General features: G+C 61.5%; 20 protein-coding genes. 13 read left to right on the top strand and 7 right to left on the bottom strand.

Annotated features, from left to right (window positions below):
* Nucleotides 1-150 precede the first annotated feature (150 nt).
* A complete protein-coding gene (locus tag ACR0NT_RS14755) occupies nucleotides 151-495 on the top strand; it encodes a YbaB/EbfC family nucleoid-associated protein (RefSeq protein ID WP_170446937.1) in 345 nt (114 codons plus the stop codon).
* 64 nt (nucleotides 496-559) lie between these two features.
* Nucleotides 560-1153: a recombination mediator RecR gene (gene recR / locus ACR0NT_RS14750; protein ID WP_170446939.1), complete on the top strand. Its 594-nt coding sequence runs from the start codon at nucleotides 560-562 to the stop codon at nucleotides 1151-1153.
* An 85-nt stretch (nucleotides 1154-1238) separates the two neighbouring features.
* Here recR and ACR0NT_RS14745 read toward each other — a convergent pair whose 3' ends face one another.
* Nucleotides 1239-1874, bottom strand: a complete 636-nt coding sequence (locus tag ACR0NT_RS14745; protein ID WP_170446941.1) for a hypothetical protein — start codon at nucleotides 1872-1874, stop codon at nucleotides 1239-1241.
* A gap of 158 nt (nucleotides 1875-2032) precedes the next feature.
* On the opposite strand from ACR0NT_RS14745, the gene ACR0NT_RS14740 reads away from it, so the two are divergent.
* Nucleotides 2033-2521 (top strand): hypothetical protein, encoded by a 489-nt coding sequence (locus tag ACR0NT_RS14740; RefSeq protein WP_170446943.1) that lies wholly within the window; start codon nucleotides 2033-2035, stop codon nucleotides 2519-2521.
* On the opposite strand, the gene ACR0NT_RS14735 is transcribed toward ACR0NT_RS14740, so the two are convergent.
* Nucleotides 2518-3159, bottom strand: coding sequence for a ribonuclease T2 (locus ACR0NT_RS14735; protein ID WP_170673217.1), 642 nt, complete (start codon nucleotides 3157-3159; stop codon nucleotides 2518-2520). The two genes, ACR0NT_RS14740 and ACR0NT_RS14735, sit on opposite strands and share 4 nt — an antisense overlap.
* Nucleotides 3160-3289: 130 nt before the next feature.
* Here ACR0NT_RS14735 and ACR0NT_RS14730 point away from each other — a divergent pair, with 130 nt between their 5' ends.
* Both ACR0NT_RS14730 and ACR0NT_RS14725 read left to right on the top strand, forming a co-directional pair.
* Nucleotides 3290-4051 (top strand): DUF1013 domain-containing protein, encoded by a 762-nt coding sequence (locus tag ACR0NT_RS14730; protein ID WP_170446947.1) that lies wholly within the window; start codon nucleotides 3290-3292, stop codon nucleotides 4049-4051.
* 50 nt (nucleotides 4052-4101) lie between these two features.
* Nucleotides 4102-4494, top strand: coding sequence for a hypothetical protein (locus tag ACR0NT_RS14725; RefSeq protein ID WP_170446949.1), 393 nt, complete (start codon nucleotides 4102-4104; stop codon nucleotides 4492-4494).
* 38 nt (nucleotides 4495-4532) lie between these two features.
* On the opposite strand, the gene ACR0NT_RS14720 is transcribed toward ACR0NT_RS14725, so the two are convergent.
* On the bottom strand, nucleotides 4533-5564 hold the full coding sequence (locus tag ACR0NT_RS14720) for a permease (protein WP_170673214.1): 1032 nt from the start codon (nucleotides 5562-5564) through the stop codon (nucleotides 4533-4535).
* Nucleotides 5557-5865: an ArsR/SmtB family transcription factor gene (locus tag ACR0NT_RS14715; protein ID WP_058283064.1), complete on the bottom strand. Its 309-nt coding sequence runs from the start codon at nucleotides 5863-5865 to the stop codon at nucleotides 5557-5559. The genes ACR0NT_RS14720 and ACR0NT_RS14715 overlap by 8 nt, the downstream gene beginning before the upstream one ends.
* A gap of 135 nt (nucleotides 5866-6000) precedes the next feature.
* Between ACR0NT_RS14715 and pdxR the strand changes: the two genes are divergently transcribed.
* The 7 genes from pdxR (at nucleotide 6001) to ACR0NT_RS14680 (ending at nucleotide 15977) form a co-directional block, all read left to right on the top strand.
* Complete coding sequence (gene pdxR / locus ACR0NT_RS14710; RefSeq protein ID WP_170673212.1) at nucleotides 6001-7461, top strand: MocR-like pyridoxine biosynthesis transcription factor PdxR; 1461 nt, start codon at nucleotides 6001-6003, stop codon at nucleotides 7459-7461.
* A 126-nt stretch (nucleotides 7462-7587) separates the two neighbouring features.
* Nucleotides 7588-9366, top strand: a complete 1779-nt coding sequence (gene xsc / locus ACR0NT_RS14705) for a sulfoacetaldehyde acetyltransferase (protein ID WP_170446955.1) — start codon at nucleotides 7588-7590, stop codon at nucleotides 9364-9366.
* Between the two features lie 5 nt (nucleotides 9367-9371).
* Nucleotides 9372-10394, top strand: coding sequence for a phosphate acetyltransferase (gene pta / locus ACR0NT_RS14700; RefSeq protein WP_170446957.1), 1023 nt, complete (start codon nucleotides 9372-9374; stop codon nucleotides 10392-10394).
* 71 nt (nucleotides 10395-10465) lie between these two features.
* Nucleotides 10466-11497, top strand: a complete 1032-nt coding sequence (locus tag ACR0NT_RS14695) for a putative sulfate exporter family transporter (protein ID WP_170673209.1) — start codon at nucleotides 10466-10468, stop codon at nucleotides 11495-11497.
* Between the two features lie 27 nt (nucleotides 11498-11524).
* A complete protein-coding gene (locus ACR0NT_RS14690; protein WP_170446962.1) occupies nucleotides 11525-14344 on the top strand; it encodes a molybdopterin oxidoreductase family protein in 2820 nt (939 codons plus the stop codon).
* Nucleotides 14341-15090, top strand: coding sequence for a 4Fe-4S dicluster domain-containing protein (locus tag ACR0NT_RS14685; RefSeq protein ID WP_170673206.1), 750 nt, complete (start codon nucleotides 14341-14343; stop codon nucleotides 15088-15090). The genes ACR0NT_RS14690 and ACR0NT_RS14685 overlap by 4 nt, the downstream gene beginning before the upstream one ends.
* Nucleotides 15090-15977, top strand: a complete 888-nt coding sequence (locus ACR0NT_RS14680) for a DmsC/YnfH family molybdoenzyme membrane anchor subunit (RefSeq protein ID WP_170673203.1) — start codon at nucleotides 15090-15092, stop codon at nucleotides 15975-15977. The genes ACR0NT_RS14685 and ACR0NT_RS14680 overlap by 1 nt, the downstream gene beginning before the upstream one ends.
* 73 nt (nucleotides 15978-16050) lie before the next feature.
* Here ACR0NT_RS14680 and dapA read toward each other — a convergent pair whose 3' ends face one another.
* The gene (dapA, locus tag ACR0NT_RS14675; protein WP_170673200.1) at nucleotides 16051-16923 is read right to left on the bottom strand and encodes a 4-hydroxy-tetrahydrodipicolinate synthase; all 873 of its coding nucleotides are present in this window, start codon (nucleotides 16921-16923) and stop codon (nucleotides 16051-16053) included.
* Between the two features lie 133 nt (nucleotides 16924-17056).
* On the opposite strand from dapA, the gene ACR0NT_RS14670 reads away from it, so the two are divergent.
* Complete coding sequence (locus ACR0NT_RS14670; RefSeq protein ID WP_170673197.1) at nucleotides 17057-19021, top strand: lytic transglycosylase domain-containing protein; 1965 nt, start codon at nucleotides 17057-17059, stop codon at nucleotides 19019-19021.
* On the opposite strand, the gene ACR0NT_RS14665 is transcribed toward ACR0NT_RS14670, so the two are convergent.
* Together ACR0NT_RS14665 and mnmC2 are read right to left on the bottom strand one after the other, a co-directional pair.
* On the bottom strand, nucleotides 18995-19864 hold the full coding sequence (locus ACR0NT_RS14665; protein ID WP_170446972.1) for a DMT family transporter: 870 nt from the start codon (nucleotides 19862-19864) through the stop codon (nucleotides 18995-18997). The two genes, ACR0NT_RS14670 and ACR0NT_RS14665, sit on opposite strands and share 27 nt — an antisense overlap.
* A complete protein-coding gene (gene mnmC2 / locus ACR0NT_RS14660) occupies nucleotides 19861-20526 on the bottom strand; it encodes a tRNA (5-methylaminomethyl-2-thiouridine)(34)-methyltransferase MnmC2 (RefSeq protein ID WP_170446975.1) in 666 nt (221 codons plus the stop codon). The genes ACR0NT_RS14665 and mnmC2 overlap by 4 nt, the downstream gene beginning before the upstream one ends.
* Nucleotides 20527-20553 lie beyond the last annotated feature (27 nt).

Genomic DNA, 20553 nt, shown 5'->3' with positions numbered 1-20553 from the left:
CGATCTCGGGGTGTCTGCCTGCACTGCCGGGCCCAACGGGAGGAAAGGTCTTGCCAAAGACCTTGACGACGGGCGGGAGCATCCTCGGCCCTTGTGCCGCGCGGTTGGCATCCGTATTTAGGCGGCAAACCGATACACAGGAGAAAAACGATGCTCAAAGGACTCGGCGGTCTGGGCGACATGGCCAAGATGATGAAATCCGCGCAGGATTTGCAATCCAAGATGACCGAAATGCAGGAAGAGCTGAACAACCTTATGGTCGTCGGCGAATCCGGTGCTGGCCTCGTCAAGGCAACCGCCACCGCCAAAGGTGAACTCAAAGGTCTGGACATCGACCCGTCGATCTTCAACGGCGACGACAAGGAAGTAGTCGAGGACCTGATCCTCGCCGCCATCAAGGACGCACAGACCAAAGCGGCCGAACGCTCGCAGGCCGAGATGGCAAAACTGACCGAAAGCATGGGCCTGCCCGCAGACATCAAGCTGCCGTTCTGATAGACACTCCTGACGGAATACCGGCCGGGCGCCCCTGCCCGGCCCTTTTGCAGGAGCATCCCCGGTGAGTTCGAACAGCGATATCGACAACCTGATCGATCTGATGGCCAAGCTGCCGGGCCTCGGTCCCCGCTCGGCCCGCCGCGCGGTCCTTCACCTGATCCGCAAACGCGCCCTGCTGCTGACACCGCTATCGGATGCGATGCAGCAGGTTGCCATCACCGCCCGCGAATGCCTGAACTGCGGCAATGTCGGCACCACCGATATCTGCGACATCTGCGACAGTGAGGCCCGCGCGACCGGTGAGTTATGCGTCGTCGAGGATGTCGCCGACCTCTGGGCGATGGAGCGCGCGGGCGTGTTCAAAGGTCGCTACCACGTTCTCGGCGGTACACTCTCGGCGCTGGACGGCGTTGGCCCGGACGAGTTGCGCATCCCCCGCCTCAAAGACCGGGTCATGGGCGAGGGGATCACTGAGATCATCCTTGCGCTGAACGCCACCGTCGATGGCCAGACCACCGCCCATTACATTGCCGATCAACTGGAGGGACAGGTCCGCCTGACCTCACTGGCGCAGGGTGTACCTATTGGGGGTGAGCTGGATTATCTGGATGACGGGACGATTACGGCGGCGCTCAGGGCGCGGAAGGAACTTTAGGCGGTTGCAAAGCCGTTGCGGCCAGTCCACTGCCCGAAAACCTTCGCTGTTTCTCGGCTTTACGTACTCTGGCAGGGATGCCGCCTCACTCCTCTTCATCCAGAGGCGGATATGTCAAACGCAACGCGATGCCATAGAAATAAAATAGAAAGATCGGCAACAGCGAAAACGTGGCAATGCGTGCTCCCAAGGGCGCTTCTATTTTGACCAAAGTTTCGTTAACGATCAGAGCCAGAAACGCGACAAACGCCTGCAATTTCATAACATTCTCACGAAATGCGGTTGAAACTTTAGTGTCTTTTGGTTCCGGAGCAAATCGATCCAGAAACACTGCATCGCCAGTTGTGCCGCAAACCATGACGATGATGTAAAGCCCGCAGTAGATGCTGACTATACGGTGGCTGATCAAAGGATTCATAAAACAAATCTGTACGGCCAGAACACTCAGCCAAATTGTCAGAACTACACACATATTGGTTCTAAGGTCTTTGGCGACCTTTCCCTGCCTGCGCACGGTGGTGGGCAGGATTCGCCAGATCAAAGTCACTTGCGCCAATATGCAGGCCCAAACAAACGACTTGGCTTCCGGCACACGCAAGAACGTCAAAGCAGTCCAGACGCTGATCAGAACTAAAGCCGGAAGCAATCGCCGCCAGCCTATCAGTGGGAGGTCGCTCACGATCAGCCAGACATATCGGGAAAAGCGGCGCAGCGGATCCATACGAGCACTGAAAGCTCAAATTGCGGCGATATAACGGCACGGAAGCCGGGAGTTGATCAATTTGCAAAGCGGTCACAACTTGTTGGGTTTTTTTGCTATTCGGCCACACCAGTTTGCCGGTAGAGTGGGCGGCAACTTGATTTAAAAAGGATTTTTCCGTGCCCCGCCTTCTCGCCCTCACCTTCGCCGCCTTCACCGCAACCGCAGCAATGTCGCAGGAACTCATCGACAAAGGCTTTGTTGAGGGCTGGAACATCATGATGGACCCGGCGCTCGGCAACGGGTGCTTGATCCAGACGGTGTATCAGGACCTCTCGGTGGTGCGGATCGGCTATGACGCGCTGGACAATCGCGGGTACTTCGCCGTTTACAACAAGGCGTGGGGCGACATTAAACAAGGCGAAAGCTATCCGATCCGGTTCGAACTGGACGGCAAGAGCTTTGATGCCACTGCCATCGGGTTCAATCAGCGCGATGTGCCGGGGGCGACCGTGTTCTTCACCGACCGGAGTTTCGTCCAAGCGATCGCTCAGAACAAGACGATGACCGTTTACAACCCGGCGGGCGAAGTGGTGATGGCGATTGATCTCAAAGGCACTGCCAAGGCGCTGGAATACGCCCGCGAGTGCCAGAACCGGGAACTCTAACGAATCGGATCGAACAGCGCATCCTTGGCCGCACAGTCGCGGATCACGTCCCGGCCACAGGGCACCGGTTCAAGGTCGCGCGACAGGCACAGGCGCACCTCTTCGATGTAGCCCTGATTGCAGGTGATTGTGATCATGTCCCGCTCCAGTACGGGATTGGCTTTCAGAAAGGCCTCTTCCACCACCGAAGCGGGCAGTTTGACCGACGCGTCCAGCTTGCGGAACACAGGCGGACGCTGAACGCCCTCATAGGCCTGCCGCGACAGCGCAAAGTAGTCGGGCGCGCTGAGGCCGGAACAGGTGCCGTGTTTTTTCCATTGATGCCATGCCAATCCGGATGAGCCCTGAATATCGGCCATGTCGCGGGTCATGCCGCGCGACGGCGGCGCCTCGGGCGTGCGGCAATAGGCGGGCCAACCTTGATGGTATTGGGGCCAGAGCCCGTGCAGGATCCACCCGTGATCGTGCCGCGCATCGCATTGGTCCGACCCGCGCGCATCACCTTCGCGGGCGCACCAGTTGGGCGACCAGCTGAGCGACAGGACGTAATAGTCGAACTCCCCCGCCTTTTCGCCATCGGCCAGCGCTGCCGCCACGCCGAACACCCCCATAATCAACCCCAAAACCGCGCAGCGCATTCGCCTCTTCCCTTCTTGCCGTGCCGCGACTATATAGGCCCCAAGTTCCCCGACAACGGAAACCTGCCCCAAGACCACGGGGCCGCCGAATTCCGGCGACGGGACAGATGTATTTATAGGAGACGGGCTGATGGCAAAACCGCTTATGGCCAAGGCAACAGCCGTATGGCTGGTGGACAACACCACGATCAGCTTCAAGCAGATCGCGGATTTCGTAGGCATGCACGAGCTTGAGGTGCAGGGCATCGCAGACGGTGACGTGGCCGCAGGCGTCAAAGGGTTCGACCCGATCGCCAACAACCAGCTGACCCAGGAAGAGATCGACGCAGCGCAGAACAACCCGCTGCACAAGCTGAAGCTCAAGTTCAACGCCGCCGCTGCTGGCGAGGAAAAGCGCCGTGGCCCGCGTTACACGCCGCTGTCCAAGCGCCAAGACCGTCCTAACTCGATCCTGTGGCTGGTCAAGTTCCACCCCGAACTCAGCGATGGCCAGATCGCCAAGCTGGTCGGCACCACCAAGCCCACCATCCAGTCGATCCGCGAGCGGACCCACTGGAACATCTCCAATATGCAGCCGATTGACCCAGTGGCTCTGGGTCTGTGCAAACAGTCGGAACTGGACGCGATTGTGCAGAAAGCCGCCGCCAAGAAGGCCGCCGAAGGCGGCGTCATGAGCGATGACGAGCGCCGCAAGCTGGTCTCGACTGAACAGTCTCTGGAAATGGACGCTGCACCCAAGATCCCGACCGCCATCGAAGGTCTCGAAACGTTCTCGCTGTCCGACGACCCGGCAGAAGAGGCCGAGGAAGAGCCGATCATCGATGCCGACAGCTTCTTCAACCTGCCCAAAGGCGGGGCCGAGGACGAAGACGAAGACGATCTGCGCCCCTGATGCACAGGCAGCCCCGGTTCGATCAGGCCGGGGCTTTTTGCGGAAATACCATGCTGACCATCCTGTCCAAATTCTTCGGCCCGCACCGTGCCGTATCGATCTATGCCTTCCTGAAGACCTGGGGCCTGCTGGTCGTGGCGGTTGTTGGTACGATCTCGATCGCAACGGCGCTTTTGGTGTTGAATGACAATGGTGCACACGAGCATGATTCGTTCATCACCGTCGCGGTTCTGTCTGCGACCCCGATCAATGGCGATCTCAGCAACGGCGTCGTCGCCTCGGTTCAGCTGCCGGATGGGTCTGCCACGTCGATCACATCTACCGAAGGCCGGGTGTCACAAACCGTTGGCACCAGCGCCTGCATCGAAAAACGGGTCTATGTGGAAAGTGGTGAGCCTCGGTATCGGTTCAAAATGCCGAGCCTTTGCGAGGCCAACCAATAAGCAAAACCGCCCGGTGGTCACACCGGGCGGTTTTTCCTTCAGATCATTTGGAACAGGATGCCCGCAATGATGGCGCCTGTGATCCCCAACCCCAGATAGGTTGCAAAGACCCGGGGTTTGACCAGCGACCAGACCGCCGCCATCGCCGGGATCGAACTGACTGCGCCTGCGATCATGAACGACATCGCCGCACCTGCGCTCATCCCCTGCTCCGTCAGCCCGGCCAACAGCGGCGGCGCAACATACGAGTTCAGATAAGCCGGCATCCCGACCAGTGCAGCAATCACGATGGGCACGACACCTTCACCGCCGACCACACGGGCGATCAGGTCCGCCGGAACATAGCTGACCAGCAGCGCCTCGAGCACATAGGCCAGCGCCAGCCATTTCAGCAGGAACAGCCCGTTGTGAACAAACTCGGTCCGGAACCGCTGACGGCGTTCGGGTTCCTGCCAAAACCGCCAGACCGGTTTGTCATCCTGCTTTGGCCCGCATCCGCAACACCCTGCCGGTTTGTATTCGCGCAGAGGCTGGGCAAATGCACCCGAGCGCATCAGGCCACGCACAACGAACCCTCCGAACAGCCCCAACGCGACGGCGGCAACGGCCTTGCCGATGGCAAAAGGCCACCCCAATGCGCCCGCCGTGATCAACAAGGTCGGCGGGTCGATCAATGGCGAGCTGAGCCAGAACGCCATCACCGCAGACAGCGGCGCGCCAAGCGCCAGCAAACCGGCGATGAACGGGATGACCTCGCAGGAGCAGAACGGGGCCAACCCGCCGAACAGCGCCGCAAGAAAGATCATCCGCGTCTCGCGCCCTTCAAAGGCGCGCGCGACCATCACCTCGGCCCCAGTTGCCTTGAGGTAGGACAGCAGAAGAACGGCAAACAGGATGTACTGGCCGGTATGCGCCAGCGCCTTTCCGGCAAAGGTCACGACCTCGGTCCAGTTGCCGGGGTCCAGAACGGCGACGGCCACCAGGATCGCCACGATCAACGCCCAGGGGGTCTTGATCAAGTCCAGCGCGGTCTTGGCCGAAACCTTGGGGTTTTGCGTCAGCTCAGCCATCGTTCGCCGCCTTTCCCACTTCGTCCGCGCAGCATTCGGCAAGGATGAACTGTGCCAGATTTCTCAACTCGTCATAGCAGGCCCGGTTGATCGTGCTGCGCCCGACTTTCTCTTGTTCAACCACACCACCGGCGGCCAGAAACCGTAGGTGATGCGCCAGAGTCGACGGGGCGATACCCGTCCTCTCCTGTATCTCGCCGACCGTCAGACCGGCCTGCCCGGCCCGGACCAGCGTTCTCAGAACCTTCAGCCGCGCCTCGGAGCCCATGGCCGAAAATCCTGCTGCAGCGGTTTCCCACATCTCATTTACTCCATTAAACTAGATTTATGGTTATTTAGTTTAATCAGATCGCTGGGTCAACCACCCGCATCACGAATTCTCGAGAATTGCTTAAGTCCAGATTGCCCACCCCATAAGTCCAATCTATAAGAGCCTATGGCAATATCGGTCGACACTTTCTTTCTTGAGCTGAACGGGCAAGGCACGCTGCAGGCGCAAATCCAGCAGATGATCGCCGAAGGCATCCTGTCCGGCAGGTTTCATGTCGGGGAAAAGCTGCCCTCGTCCCGCAAACTGGCTGCGCATCTGGGCGTTAGCCGGATCACGGTGACGCTGGCCTATACCGAGCTGCTGGCCAACGATTACCTGACGGCCAAAGGCCGGTCGGGGTATTATGTATCGCAAAACGCGCCGGTGCCGCCGAAATACTCCCCTGTTCAGCGGGGCACCGAAACCGTGGATTGGGACGCAGCGCTGGCCCGGCGGTTTTCGGGGCGCGATGTGCTGTCGAAACCGGCCGACTGGCGCGACTATCGCTATCCGTTCATCTATGGACAGGCCGACCGTACCCTGTTCGATCATGCCAACTGGCGCCTGTGTGCCGTGCGGGCGCTGGGCCACAAGGATTTCGATTCCTTGACCGCTGATTACGTCGATCAGGACGACCCGCTGCTGGTCGAGTTCATCGCCCGCCACACCCTGCCCCGCCGCGGTATCGCTGCCCGCCCCGAAGAGATTCTGATCACCATGGGCGCGCAGAACGCGCTGTGGCTGGCGTCGCGCATCTTGCTGACCCACAACCGGACGGCAGTGATCGAAGACCCTTGTTACTACGCCCTGCGCAGCCTTTTGGACTGTTGGGATTGCGACGTCACCCCGCTGCCGGTTGATCGCGACGGGCTTCCGCCGGATGCACTGCCCGAGGATACAGACGTCATCTTCACCACGCCCAGCCACCAAAGCCCGACGACCTCAACCATGCCGGTCGACCGCCGGCACAAGCTGCTGGAGAGGGCGCGTGAACTGGATGCGATGGTGGTCGAGGACGACTATGAGTTCGAAATGGCCTTTCTGGGCGCGCCGTCCCCTGCGTTGAAGTCGATGGATCGGGATGGGCGGGTGATCTATGTGGGCAGCTTCTCGAAATCGCTGTTTCCGGGATTGCGGCTTGGCTACATGGTCGGGTCCGAGCCGTTCATCCGCGAGGCGCGGGCACTGCGGTCTCTGGTATTGCGCCACCCCCCCGGCCATATCCAGCGCACGGCAGCCTATTTCCTGTCGCTGGGCCACTACGACGCGCAGATCAGGCGCATGTCCAAGGTTCTGGCGCAACGGCGCGAAGCATTGGACAACGCCATCGAAGAGCACGGCCTGACCGTGGCCGGGCGTGGCATTCTGGGCGGCTCCTCGCTGTGGATGTCGGCCCCCGAACATATCGACACGACCGGGCTGGCCCGCACCTTGCAAGGCCAAAGCGTTCATATCGAGCCCGGCGCGCCGTTCTTTTCAGGGCCGGACCGCCCGCAGAATTTCTATCGCCTGGGCTATTCCTCGATCCCGCAGGACCGCATCGCGCCGGGTGTTACGCTGATCGCCGACGCCATTCGCGCCGGCTGAGACAATTCTGGACCTATTCCGCCGCAAATTCTGGCCCTAACGCCGCCGGGTCCCTTGCGCCTAAACCGTATTCAAACGTCGGGCTGATGGCCCGGCTCAACCTAGCTATGCGCGGAGAACAGTCAGATGAAAATGACCACGGAAGAGGCCTTTGTTAAGGTTCTGCAAATGCACGGGATCGAACATGCCTTTGGCATCATCGGTTCGGCCATGATGCCGATCTCGGATATTTTCGGGAAAGCTGGCATCACGTTCTGGGATTGCGCGCATGAAGGTTCGGGCGGGATGATGGCCGACGGCTACACCCGTGCCACCGGCAAGATGTCGATGATGATCGCGCAGAACGGCCCCGGCATCACCAACTTTGTCACCGCCGTGAAAACCGCCTATTGGAACCACACCCCACTGCTGCTGGTCACACCGCAGGCCGCGAACAAGACCATGGGCCAGGGCGGTTTCCAGGAGATGGAGCAGATGCGCATGTTCGCGGACTGCGTCTGTTATCAGGAAGAAGTACGCGACCCGTCGCGGATGGCCGAAGTCCTCAGCCGCGTGATCACCAAAGCCAAGCGCGCCTCGGCCCCGGCGCAGATCAACGTGCCGCGTGATTTCTTCACTCAGGTCGTCGACATCGAACTGCCTGCCGTTGTCGATTTCGAGCTGCCCTCTGGCGGCGCCGCTGCCGTTACAGAAGCCGCCGCGCTGCTGTCGGGTGCCAAGAACCCGGTTATCCTGAACGGCGCCGGTACGGTTCTGTCCGCAGGTGGCATCGAGGCGTCGAAAGCACTGGCCGAGCGTTTGGGCGCCCCCGTGTGCGTCGGCTACCAGCACAACGACGCCTTCCCCGGCTCGCACCCGCTGTTTGCCGGTCCGTTGGGCTATAACGGCTCGAAAGCCGCGATGGAGCTGATCAAGGAGGCCGACGTTGTTCTGTGCCTCGGCACCCGTCTGAACCCGTTCTCGACCCTGCCCGGTTACGGTCTGGAATACTGGCCGACCGAGGCGAAGATCATTCAGGTTGACATCAACCCGGATCGCATCGGTCTGACCAAGAAAGTCTCGGTCGGTATCGTTGGCGACGCGGCCACCGTTGCAACCAATATCCTGGCACAGCTTTCCGACACCGCAGGCGACGAAGGCCGCGACGCCCGCAAGGCGAAAATCGCGGAAACCAAGTCGCGTTGGGCGCAAGAGCTGACCTCGATGGATCACGAGCAGGACGATCCGGGCACCACCTGGAACGAACGCGCCCGTGCTGCCAAGCCCGACTGGATGAGCCCACGCATGGCATGGCGCGCGATTCAGGCCGCGCTGCCGAAAGAGGCGATCATCTCGTCCGACATCGGCAACAACTGCGCCATCGGCAACGCCTATCCGTCCTTTGAGGCAGGCCGCAAATACCTGGCCCCCGGCCTGTTCGGCCCCTGTGGCTATGGCCTGCCATCGGTGATCGGCGCCAAGATCGGTTGCCCGGATACGCCCGTGGTCGGCTTCTCGGGCGACGGGGCCTTTGGCATCGCCGTGACCGAGCTGACCGCAATCGGCCGCGACGAATGGCCCGCCGTGACCCAGATCGTCTTCCGCAACTACCAGTGGGGCGCGGAAAAGCGGAACTCGACCCTGTGGTTTGACGACAACTTCGTTGGCACCGAGCTGGACACCAAGGTCTCTTACGCCGGTATCGCGCAGGCCTGTGGACTGAAAGGCGTCGTTGCCCGCACTCAGGACGAGCTGACCGCAGCCCTGAATCAGGCCATCGAGGATCAAAAGAACGGCATCACCACCCTGATCGAGGCGATGATCAACCAGGAACTGGGTGAGCCCTTCCGCCGTGACGCGATGAAGAGGCCTGTCGAGGTTGCCGGCGTCAGCGCGGGCGACATGACCCCTCAGGCCGGGGCCTAATCGGCGTGAAGCCTCTGCGCGCCATTCTCGGGACGGCAAGCGCCTCTGACAAGATCATCGCCCTGGCAGAGGGCGATGATCCCCGCGTTGTCGAAGGCGCGGTCATGGCCGTGAAAGAGAACGTCGCGCGGATCATCCTGATTGGCAACAAGGCCGAAGTTTCGGCCTTGTTGGAGGCCCACGAGGGCTACGATCCTGAACGGATCGAAATCCACGATCCTGCCAAATCTGAACTAACGCCCGATCTGACGCAGGCGCTGTACGAACGGCGCAAGCACAAGGGGATGACGCTGGAAGACGCGCGGCAGCAGATCACGGACCGGCTGACCTATGCCGCCATGCTGGTGCAGCAGGGCATTGCCGACGGCACTGTTGGCGGTGCGGTTGAAACCACATCCGACACCGTGCGCGCCGCGTTGCAGATCATCGGCACCGCGCCGGATGCGGCGATGGTCTCGAGCTTTTTCCTGATGCTGTTCTGCAAGGATCATCACGAGGTCAAAGGCGCCCGCATCTTTGCCGATTGCGGCCTGGTCGTTGACCCGGACGCACGGGAAATGGCCGAGATCGCCCGCGCGTCGGCCGCGTCTTACGAGACCCTGACCGGCGACACCGCGCGCGTTGCGATGTTGTCCTTTTCCACCTCTGGCAGCGCCGAACATGCCAAGGTTTCCAAGGTCGTCGAAGCCACGCATATCGCGCGCGAAAAGGACCCGGCGCTGCTGATCGACGGAGAGTTGCAGTTTGATGCAGCCTTTGTGCCCGAGATCGCGGCACAGAAGGCCACGGACTCGCCCCTGAAAGGTGAGGCGAATGTCTTTGTCTTTCCCAGCCTGAACGCCGGAAACCTGGGCTACAAGATCGCCCAGCGCATCGGCGGGGTCGAGGCGATCGGCCCGGTGTTGCAAGGGCTGGCCAAACCGGCAAACGACCTGTCGCGCGGCTGTTCCGCCGAAGACATTCTGCACATGATCGCCGTGACGACCGTGCAGGCTCAACACGCCAAATCCAAGCCGGAGACGCGTTGACCCTGCCACCGAACAACCCCGGCGGCCTGCCCGCCGTTACCGCAACTTTTTCCAGAAGGCCTGTCGGGTAGATGCTGGCAAAGACCGAATTTACGTCTCTTTTGGACGCAAACGCATCGCAGACGATCCGCACCCTGTTTCCCGGCGTGCTGGTGGCAATGACCGTTGCCGTGACCGCCAAGTTCCTGTCAGAACACTACGCTACGCCCGCGATGCTGATGGCGCTGTTGCTGGGCATCGCGCTCAGCTTTCTGGGGGAAGAGGGCAAAACCGTTCCCGGCATCGGTTTTGCCGCGAAATCGCTGTTGCGTCTGGGCGTGGCGCTTTTGGGCGTGCGCGTATCGATGACGCTGATGATGGGGCTGGGTTGGGACCTGATCGCATTGGTCGTTGGTGGCGTGCTGGCCACGATTGCTTTTGGCCTGCTGATCGCACGGTTCTTTAGCCATAAATGGCGCTTTGCCTTTCTGACCGCAGGGTCGGTTGCGATATGCGGGGCATCGGCGGCGATGGCGATCAGCGCCATCCTGCCCAAGGACGAACGGTCCGAGGAACGGCTGATCTTCACCGTTCTGGGCGTTACCGTGCTGTCGACCATCGCGATGATCGCCTACCCCATTCTGGTGCGCATGCTGGGCATGAGCGACGTGGCAGGCGGCGTATTCCTGGGCGGCACGATCCACGACGTGGCGCAGGTGGTGGGCGCTGGGTTCTCGATTTCGGAACAGACCGGCGACACCGCGACACTGGTAAAACTGTTCCGCGTGGCGATGCTGGCGCCGGTGGTTCTGGTCGCCTCGCTGATCATCCGTGGCGTCACCGACATGGACGAGGCGGGAAAGCGCCCCCCGATCCTGCCCAGCTTTGTGGTGGGCTTTCTGGTTCTGGCCGGGGCCAGCTCGTTCGGGCTGATCCCACCCTTCGTCTCGGACCTGCTCAGCCAAATCTCGCGCTGGTTGCTGCTGATCGCCATCGCCGCGGTCGGCATGAAGACCAACCTGAAACAGATCCTGTCGGTCGGCGGCGCTGCAATCGCCCTGATCGTCGTAGAAACTCTTTTCATTGCAGGAGTTATCCTCGCCGGAATAACATTCCTGACCTGATCCGCCGCCCCGACAGAAGGACGCCAGATGACCATCCAGCAACCGAAGATCGACACCAGCCCCAAAGTCTCGGACGAGGTCCGGCGCACCACCTGTTACATGTGCGCCTGTCGCTGCGGCATCAACGTTCACATGAAGGACGGCAAGGTCGCCTATATCGAGGGCAACCGCGATCACCCGGTGAACAAGGGGGTTCTGTGCGCCAAAGGCTCGGCGGGGATCATGCAGGTCAACGCACCATCCCGCCTGCGCAAACCTTTGCGCCGGGTTGGGCCGCGTGGCTCGGGTGAATTCCGCGAGATCGAATGGGATGAGGCGATCAGCACCGCCGTCGGCTGGCTGAACGAATTGCACGAGACCGCCCCGCAGAAACTGGCCTTCTTCACCGGCCGTGATCAAAGCCAGAGCTTCACCTCTTTCTGGGCTCAGAATTTTGGCACACCTAACTATGCAGCTCATGGCGGGTTCTGCTCGGTGAATATGGCGGCGGGCGGCATCTATACGATGGGTGGTGCGTTCTGGGAGTTTGGCCAGCCCGATTGGGACCATACCAAACTGTTCATGCTGTTCGGCGTGGCCGAGGACCATGACAGCAACCCGATCAAGATGGGGCTAGGCAAGATCAAAGCGCGCGGCGCGCGGGTGATCGGGGTGAATCCGATCCGCTCGGGCTATAACGCGGTGGCTGACGATTGGGTCGGGATCACGCCGGGCACCGATGGGCTGTTCATCCTGTCGCTGATCCATGTGCTGATGAAAGCGGGCAAGATCGACCTCGACTACCTTGCCCGCTACACCAACGCGCCGGTTCTGGTGAATGCTACTGAAGGCCCGGAGAAGGGCCTGTTCCTGCGCGATGCCGACGGCAAACCGTTGGTCATCGACCGTGCGACGGGCGAACCAACCGCCTTCGACAAACCCGGCGTGCGCCCGGACTTGTCCGCCACCTATGACAAGGATGGCGTGACTCACCGCCCGGTCTTCCACCTGATGGCCGAGAAATACCTGTCCGACGAACACGCCCCCGAAAACGTGGCCGAGCGCTGCGGCATCCCCGCCAAACGCATCCGCGCCATCGCCGCTGAAATCGCCCGCGTGGCCTTTGACGAAGCGATCGAGCTGGACCACGAATGGACCGACTTCCGGGGCGAGACACACAGCAAAATGACAGGCCGCCCGGTCAGCTTCCACGCCATGCGCGGGATTTCCGCCCATGCGAACGGCTTCCAGACCTGCCGGGCACTGCATGTGCTGCAAATCCTGCTGGGCACGGTCGAGGTCCCCGGCGGTTTCCGCTTCAAACCGCCCTACCCCAAACCCATTGAGGCGCACCCTACCCCGCACGGAGACCGCCGGCCGGGCCGCCCGCTGGAAGGCCCTCACCTTGGCTTCCCCCGCGGCCCCGAGGACCTGTTGCTGAACGAGGACGGCACCGCCCAGCGCATCGACAAGGCGTTCACTTGGGAAAACCCGATGTCCGCCCACGGGCTGATGCATATGGTGATCTCGAACGCCGCCGCAGGTGACCCGTACAAGATCGACACGCTGTTCATGTATATGGCGAATATGTCGTGGAACTCGTCGATGAACAGCAAAGGCGTGATGGAGATGCTGACCGCCCGAAATGAGGACGGCAAATATACCATCCCGCGCATCATCTATTCCGACGCTTATTCCTCGGAAATGGTGGCCTATGCCGATCTGATCCTGCCCGACACGACATATCTGGAGCGGCACGACTGCATCTCGCTATTGGACCGACCGATCTGCGAGGCCGACGCGGCCGCCGACGCCATCCGCTGGCCGGTGGTCGAGCCTGACCGCGATGTGCGCGGCTTCCAATCGGTGCTGATCGAACTTGCGAACCGCATGAGCCTGCCCGGCTTCACCAACGAGGACGGCACACCCAAGTGGACGGATTACGCCGATTACATCGTCAACCACCAGCGAAAACCGGGTATCGGTCCTCTGGCCGGATTCCGGGGTGAAAACGGCGACAAGGAAGGGCGTGGTGAGGTCAATCCGGACCAGTTGAACCGCTATATCGAAAACGGCGGTTTCTACGTCGCGCATATTCCTGAGGGTGCGGATTACTACAAACCATGGAACACGGCTTATCAGGACTGGGCCGTGGGCATGGGGATTTATGACAGCCCGCAACCCTATCTGTTCCAGCTTTATTCCGAGCCGATGCGCCGATTCCAACTTGCCGCCGAAGGGCATGGTGACCGCCAGCCGCCCGACCACCTGCGCCAGCGCATCAAGGACACGATGGACCCGCTGCCGATCTGGTACGAAACCGATCAGCAGGGCAACGAAGGCTTCACCGTCAATGCCCTGACCCAGCGCCCTATGGCGATGTATCACAGCTGGGGTACTCAGAACGCGTGGCTGCGCCAGTTGCACGGGCGCAACCCGCTTTACGTCCCGACCAAACTGATGCGCGAACACGGGCTGCAGGACGGCGACTGGGCCAAGGTCACATCTCCGCACGGGGAAATCACCGTGCCGGTGATGGAAATGGCCGCCCTGAACGACAACACCGTCTGGACCTGGAACGCCATCGGCAAGCGCAAAGGCGCCTGGGCGCTGCAAGAGGACGCGCCCGAGGCGACCAAGGGCTTCCTGCTCAACCACCTGATCCACGAATTGCTGCCGCCAAAAGGGGACGGGCAACGTTGGGCCAATTCCGACCCCATCACCGGGCAGGCCGCATGGTTCGATCTGAAAGTGAAAATCGAAAAAACCAACGCCCCGGGTGATGCAGAAAGCCAGCCCGAGTTTGGCCCGATCAAGTCACCCGTTGGCACCGGCCCGAAAGATCTTGCGTGGAAGGTAGGTAAATGACTCAACTCCCCCAATCTACTGAGCGCAAGATGGGTCTGGTCATCGATCTGGACACCTGTGTCGGCTGCCACGCCTGCGTGATTTCCTGCAAAGGCTGGAACACCGAAAACTACGGCGCGCCCTTGTCGGATCAGGACGCTTATGGCGGCAACCCCTCGGGCACTTTCCTGAACCGGGTGCATTCCTACGAGGTCACGCCTGCCGAAGGCCACGCCCAACTGATCCACTTCCCGAAATCCTGCCTGCATTGCGAAGACGCCCCCTGCGTCACCGTCTGCCCCACCGGAGCCAGCTACAAGCGGGTCGAGGATGGTATCGTGCTGGTCAATGAAAGCGACTGCATCGGCTGCGGCCTCTGCGCCTGGTCCTGCCCCTATGGCGCGCGGGAACTGGATGTGGCGGAAGGCGTGATGAAGAAATGCACCCTCTGTGTCGATCGCATATATAACGAGAACTTGCCCGAGGTGGACCGCGTGCCCTCATGCGTGCGCACCTGCCCGGCTGGAGCACGCCATTTTGGTGATCTTGGCGATCCGAACAGCGATGTCAGCAAATTGGTGGCCGAGCGCGAGGGCATGGACCTGATGCCAGAAATGGGCACCAAACCCGTCAACAAATACCTGCCGCCACGGCCCAAGGACCAGATCGAGGACCAGATCGACATTCTGGCCCCGCTGCTGGCCCCGGTCGCCGAAGAGCCCAAAGGCTTCCTTGGCTGGCTCGACAAAACTCTGGAGAAGCTCTGATGCACCCAGCCCCTTCTGTCATCATCTTCACCACCTGTTCCGGACTGGGTTTCGGGTTGCTGTTTTTCCTTGGCCTCGGCCAACCCGAGGTGACCGGTTTCGTCGCCTTTGTGTTTTACCTCATCGCCTATGCACTGGCCGTGGGCGGGCTGCTGGCCTCGACCTTCCACCTGGGTCACCCAGAACGTGCGTGGAAAGCGTTCAGCCAATGGAGGTCCAGCTGGTTGAGCCGTGAGGGGGTCTGCGCGGTTGCTGCGCTGCTTATCATGGGGCTGTATGCCCTAGGCGCCGTGTTTGCGGGCAGCCACTGGACGGTCATAGGTTGGATCGGAGCGCTGCTCAGCCTCGCCACCGTGTTTACCACCTCGATGATCTACACGCAGCTCAGGACCATCCCGCGCTGGAACATGAACCTGACACCGGCAATGTTCCTGTCCTTCAGTCTGGCCGGGGGTGCGCTGTTGGCTGGTGCCGAGGCCCTGGCCCCGTGGCTGCTGGTCCTCGCAGGGGTGGTGCAGCTCGCTTATTGGGCCAAGGGCGACGGCGCGTTTGCCAGCTCTGGCACCAATTTGGGTACCGCCACCGGGTTGGGTGACCGAGGTGCCGTCCGTGCCTTCGAACCACCGCATACGGGCACCAATTATCTGCTGCGTGAATTCGTCCATGTGGTGGGTCGCAAACATGCGCAGAAGCTGCGGGTGATTTCCTTTGGTCTGGCCTTTGTGCTGCCCTTGCTTCTGATCCTGATCCCGGTTTCGGGCGTCGCGATCAAGCATATCTTTGCCCTGCTGGCCGTGCTGTCGCATCTGACCGGCGTTGTAGTGTCGCGCTGGCTGTTCTTTGCGCAGGCGGAACATGTGGTCGGGCTGTATTACGGCAAGCGGTGAAGCTGAACGTTAAAACAAAAATGGGCGGCCATCTGTGATCAGAGGCCGCCCATTCATTTTGATTGTTATAAAGTCAGATCAGACCAGCATGGGCCATTGCCGCGTCGATGGCGGCTTTGGTGCTGTCGTCCAGCGGTGTCAGCGGCGAGCGCACCTCTTCACTGCACAGGCCCAGCTTGCTGAGCGCGTATTTTGCGCCGACCAGGCCCGGTTCGATAAAGATCGCCTCGTGCAGCGGCATCAAACGGTCCTGATACTCCAGCGCCTTGGCATAATCGCCCGCCAGTGTGGCCTGCTGGAATTCAGCGCATAGTTTCGGTGCCACGTTGGCCGTGACCGAGATGCAGCCCACACCGCCATGTGCGTTGAAGCCCAGCGCCGTCGCGTCCTCGCCCGACAGTTGGCAGAAGTCCGGCCCGCAGGACGCGCGCTGCTGGCTGACCCGCGCCAGATCACCTGTAGCGTCCTTTACGCCAACGATCCGCGGCAGCTTGGCCAGCTCTTCCATCGTTGCAGGGGTCATGTCGATGATCGACCGGCCGGGAATGTTGTAGATGACGATCGGAATATCGGCGCAGTCGTGCAGCGCGCGGAAATGCGCGATCAGGCCCTTTTGCGTGGGCTTGTTGTAGTAGGGCGTCACAACCAGCGCCGCATCCGCACCGATCCGCTCGGCGAATCGCACAAAGCGGATCGCTTCGACCGTGTTGTTCGAACCCGCACCCGCGATCACCGGCACACGACCGGCAGCGGCCTTGACGACCTCTTCCACCACGGTTTCATGCTCTTCATGGCTGAGCGTCGGGCTTTCACCGGTGGTGCCAACGGGAACCAGCCCGGTCGAGCCTTCCTGAATCTGCCATTCCACCAAGTGTTTGAGCGTCTTCAGGTCCAACTCGCCGTTTGTGAACGGGGTGACGAGGGCTGGCATCGAGCCTTTGAACATGGCACGCTCCTTGGTGTGCGGTTAGCAATTTTTGCGCTTGGGGCCATCACAATCGTCGCGATGTGAGTTGATCCCGGCGGCGCAAGGTTTATCCTGAGTGGCTGTATCCTTGGTTGGTTGGGAAATGCAAGGCATGACACGCGTTCTGGCGCTTTTGATAGCGGTGATTCTGGGCTCAATCGGGCAGGCGCAAGCCGACGCCGTCGGCGACCTGCGCGCCGGGATGAACGAAATGCGCAAGGGCGACTGGAATGCGGCCCTGCGCGTGTCGGGCAAGCGGGGGTCTGTCAGCCGCGATATCATTGTCTGGCACTGGCTGCGGCAGGGTTTTGGCAGCTCGGGCGATGTTTTGGTGTTTCTGGACCGGCGTCCGGACTGGCCCGGGTTGGCCTGGTTACGGCACAAAAGCGAGCCCGCCTTCACCGGTGCTGATCCCGACCGGGTTTTGAAGTTCTATGCCGGCAACCCGCCGCAAACTGCGGAAGGCGCGCTGAACTATGCCGTTGCGCTGAGGGCAAAAGGACGTCCGGGGGATGCCGAGGCCGATATCGTGACCGCCTGGCGCACCATGCCGATGGGGGCCGGGCTGCAAAAGGACTATCTTGAGAATTTTGGCAAGCTGCTGAAACCCCATCACGCCGCCCGGCTGGACCGGATGCTGTGGGATGCGCATCTTGTCAGCGCCGCGCAGATGCTGCCGCTGGTCAGCACCGATCAGCGAAAGCTGGCCGAGGCGCGGATTGCCCTGCAAAAGCGTCAGCCCGGTGTAGATGGAAAGGTTGCCGCAGTTCCAAAATCGCTGGCCGAGTCTCCGGGGCTGGCCTTTGACCGGTTTGTCTGGCGCGACCGGAAGGAACTGGACGACAGCGCGATTGATCTGATGCTGGCGCGCTCGACCGGGCCGGATGCGCTGGGTGAACCGGACAAATGGGCCGAGGGCCGTCGTCGTCTGGCCCGGCTTGAGATGCGCAATGGCGATGTCAGCCGCGCGTATAATATCGCTGCCAGCCACCATATGACGCCCGAGATGGGCTATGCCTATGCGGATCTGGAATGGCTCGCCGGGTTCCTTGCGCTGCGCAAGCTGAATGACCCCGCCACGGCGGTGCGGCATTTCCAGAACTTCTCGGGCGCGGTGGAATCGCCCATCTCGAAAGGGCGCGGCGGCTATTGGCTGGGCCGGGCCTATGCGGCGCAGGGAGATGCCGACAAAGCTTATGACGCCTATGCGGAAGGCGCGGACTATCAGACTTCGTTTTATGGGCTATTGGCGGCCGAGCGGATCGGGCGCCCCTTTGACAGCGAACTGGCCAATCCGCGCCGGGCACCACATTGGAGACAGGCCGATTTCGCCAACTCCAGCGTTTTGGAGGCCGGGCTGCTGTTGCTGCGCGCCGGGGAAAACAACCTGTCGGAACGGTTCCTGACCCATCTGGTCGAAGAGCTGGATCCAGTGCAGGCCACGCAGCTGGGCGATCTGGTGATCGAACTGAAGGAGCCGCATCTGGCGGTGATGATTGCCAAACGTGCGGCCAAGACCGGCGTCGTGCTGCCCGCCGCCTATTACCCGGTGCACCCGGTCGCCGATATGGGACTTCCCATGGCGAAAGAGATGACGCTGGCCATCGCCCGCCGCGAAAGCGAGTTCGACCCGGTGGTGATCAGCGGAGCAGGCGCGCGCGGGTTGATGCAGGTGATGCCCGCCACGGCCAAGCTTGTCGCCAAGGAGCTGGGTATCCTCAGTGGCCACAAGACGCTGAAGCTGACCTCGGACTGGCAGTACAACGCCAAGCTTGGGGCGAATTACCTGTCAGGACTGGCGGCGGATTTCAACGGCAACGTGGTGATGATGGCGGCGGGCTATAACGCCGGGCCGCGGCGCCCGATTTCATGGATGGGCCGATACGGCGACCCCCGCGCCGGTGAGATCGACGTGGTCGACTGGATCGAGACCATTCCCTTCAGCGAGACCCGCAATTACGTGATGCGGGTGGCGGAAAGCCTGCCGGTCTATCGCGCCCGCCTGGGTCAGCCCGCACTGCCGGTTCCGTTCTCGCAGGAATTGGTCGGCTCAACCCTGGCTTCGTTCGCGCCATAGGGTGAACAGGCCCGCAGCCACAACCAATGCGGCCCCGAGGATAACTGCGGGCCGCAACGCCTCACCAAAGACGGAAATGCCTATAATGGCCGTCCAGACCAGATGGAAATAGGCAAAGGGCTGCACCGCGCTGGCCTCGGCCATTTCATAGCATTTGATCAGAAGCCAGTGACCGAGAACACCGCTGACGCACAGCAAGGCCATCCACGCCCAATCCGCGCGCGCCATCGGCTCCCAGAACCACATCCCCACCAGCGTCATAGCCACGGCCCCGGCCACCCCGGTCCAGAAGAAACTGGTGGCCGCGGTATCCTTGCGGGCGGCATAGCGGGTCAGCAGACCATAGAGCGCGAACAAAAACGCCGAAATCAGCGGGATAATGGCCCATGGGTTGAACACTCCCACACCCGGTTGCAGAATGATCAGAACGCCGATGCAGCCCACGCCAATCGCCACCCAGCGCCGCCAACCGACCTGCTCGCCCAGAACCGGCCCGCTGAGTGCCGCGACCAGCAACGGGTAACAGATGAACACCGCCATGCTGTCGATCAGGCCCAGCACGGTAAAGGCATAGACGGCGACGCAAATCTCGGTCGCCAGAAGTACTCCTCGGAACACCTGTAAGCCCAGTTGGCTCGTCTGGGTCGCGGCGCTTAATCCGCCGGGCGCGCGCGCCGCCAGCGCGATGACAAAGGCGGCGAAGAACCAATAGCGGATCATCACGACCATGTAGGTGTTGTAGGTGCCCGCCAGATGGCGCGAGATGCCGTCCTGCAAGGCAAACACAACCGTTGCCGCGACCATCAGCGCGATACCGGCGCGGGTGTTGTTCTGTTGGGTCATTCCCGGATCGCCCGGGTCATATGGCGCTTGCGGCCATATCCGGGGGTGCGGGTGACGGCAAAACCCGCCTCCTCCAGCCCGCGCCGCACAAATCCGGCGGCGGTATAGGTCGCGACCGTGCCATCAGACGCCGTATGGGCGGCCACCTGCTGCATCAGGTCCACGCCCCAAAGTTCGGGATTCTTGGCCGGAGAGAACCCGTCCAGAAACCAGGCATCAGCCGCGCCTTGCCATGCGGGTAAAGTCTGACGCGCATCGCCCTCGATCACCTCAAGGTGCAGGGTGCCCAGCTCACAACGCCCGCCCTGCCACCGGGCCAGAAAACGGTCAGCCCAAGGCGCAAGCTCGGGAAAGGCCGCCAGTGCGCGGGCCATGTCCTCGGGCACCATCGGGAAGGCCTCGAAACTGGTGAAGATCAGCGGCGTGGTCTGGCCCGCCCTCTCCCACTCGGACCACACGGTCAGCATGTTCAGACCAGTGCCGAACCCCAGTTCAGCAATGCGGAACCCCGGCGCAAACCGTGCGGGCAGGTCATTGCCCGCCAGAAAAACGTGCCGCGTTTCCTCAAGCCCGTTTTGCAGCGAGAAATACGGATCGTCGAAACGGTCCGAGACCGGAATCTGATCCTCGGTCCATGTCAGTTCAGCACGCTGGTCTGCCATCGGGGAATCCTGTAGCTAAGCGGCGCG

Source organism: Ruegeria sp. AB10, from assembly GCF_056542745.1.
The sequence above is the reverse complement of the archived record's forward strand: the minus strand, read 5'-3'. Positions and strand labels throughout refer to the sequence as shown.

Bases quoted from the DNA above. Each gene is read 5' to 3' on its own strand.
- ACR0NT_RS14755 (WP_170446937.1), top strand. From the start codon at position 151: ATGCTCAAAGGACTCGGCGGTCTGGGCGACATGGCCAAGATGATGAAA.
- ACR0NT_RS14745 (WP_170446941.1), bottom strand. From the start codon at position 1,874: ATGGATCCGCTGCGCCGCTTTTCCCGATATGTCTGGCTGATCGTGAGC.
- ACR0NT_RS14735 (WP_170673217.1), bottom strand. From the start codon at position 3,159: ATGCGCTGCGCGGTTTTGGGGTTGATTATGGGGGTGTTCGGCGTGGCG.
- ACR0NT_RS14730 (WP_170446947.1), top strand. From the start codon at position 3,290: ATGGCAAAACCGCTTATGGCCAAGGCAACAGCCGTATGGCTGGTGGAC.
- ACR0NT_RS14725 (WP_170446949.1), top strand. From the start codon at position 4,102: ATGCTGACCATCCTGTCCAAATTCTTCGGCCCGCACCGTGCCGTATCG.
- ACR0NT_RS14720 (WP_170673214.1), bottom strand. From the start codon at position 5,564: ATGGCTGAGCTGACGCAAAACCCCAAGGTTTCGGCCAAGACCGCGCTG.
- ACR0NT_RS14715 (WP_058283064.1), bottom strand. From the start codon at position 5,865: ATGTGGGAAACCGCTGCAGCAGGATTTTCGGCCATGGGCTCCGAGGCG.
- pdxR (WP_170673212.1), top strand. From the start codon at position 6,001: ATGGCAATATCGGTCGACACTTTCTTTCTTGAGCTGAACGGGCAAGGC.
- xsc (WP_170446955.1), top strand. From the start codon at position 7,588: ATGAAAATGACCACGGAAGAGGCCTTTGTTAAGGTTCTGCAAATGCAC.
- ACR0NT_RS14695 (WP_170673209.1), top strand. From the start codon at position 10,466: ATGCTGGCAAAGACCGAATTTACGTCTCTTTTGGACGCAAACGCATCG.
- ACR0NT_RS14690 (WP_170446962.1), top strand. From the start codon at position 11,525: ATGACCATCCAGCAACCGAAGATCGACACCAGCCCCAAAGTCTCGGAC.
- ACR0NT_RS14685 (WP_170673206.1), top strand. From the start codon at position 14,341: ATGACTCAACTCCCCCAATCTACTGAGCGCAAGATGGGTCTGGTCATC.
- ACR0NT_RS14680 (WP_170673203.1), top strand. From the start codon at position 15,090: ATGCACCCAGCCCCTTCTGTCATCATCTTCACCACCTGTTCCGGACTG.
- dapA (WP_170673200.1), bottom strand. From the start codon at position 16,923: ATGTTCAAAGGCTCGATGCCAGCCCTCGTCACCCCGTTCACAAACGGC.
- ACR0NT_RS14670 (WP_170673197.1), top strand. From the start codon at position 17,057: ATGACACGCGTTCTGGCGCTTTTGATAGCGGTGATTCTGGGCTCAATC.
- ACR0NT_RS14665 (WP_170446972.1), bottom strand. From the start codon at position 19,864: ATGACCCAACAGAACAACACCCGCGCCGGTATCGCGCTGATGGTCGCG.
- mnmC2 (WP_170446975.1), bottom strand. From the start codon at position 20,526: ATGGCAGACCAGCGTGCTGAACTGACATGGACCGAGGATCAGATTCCG.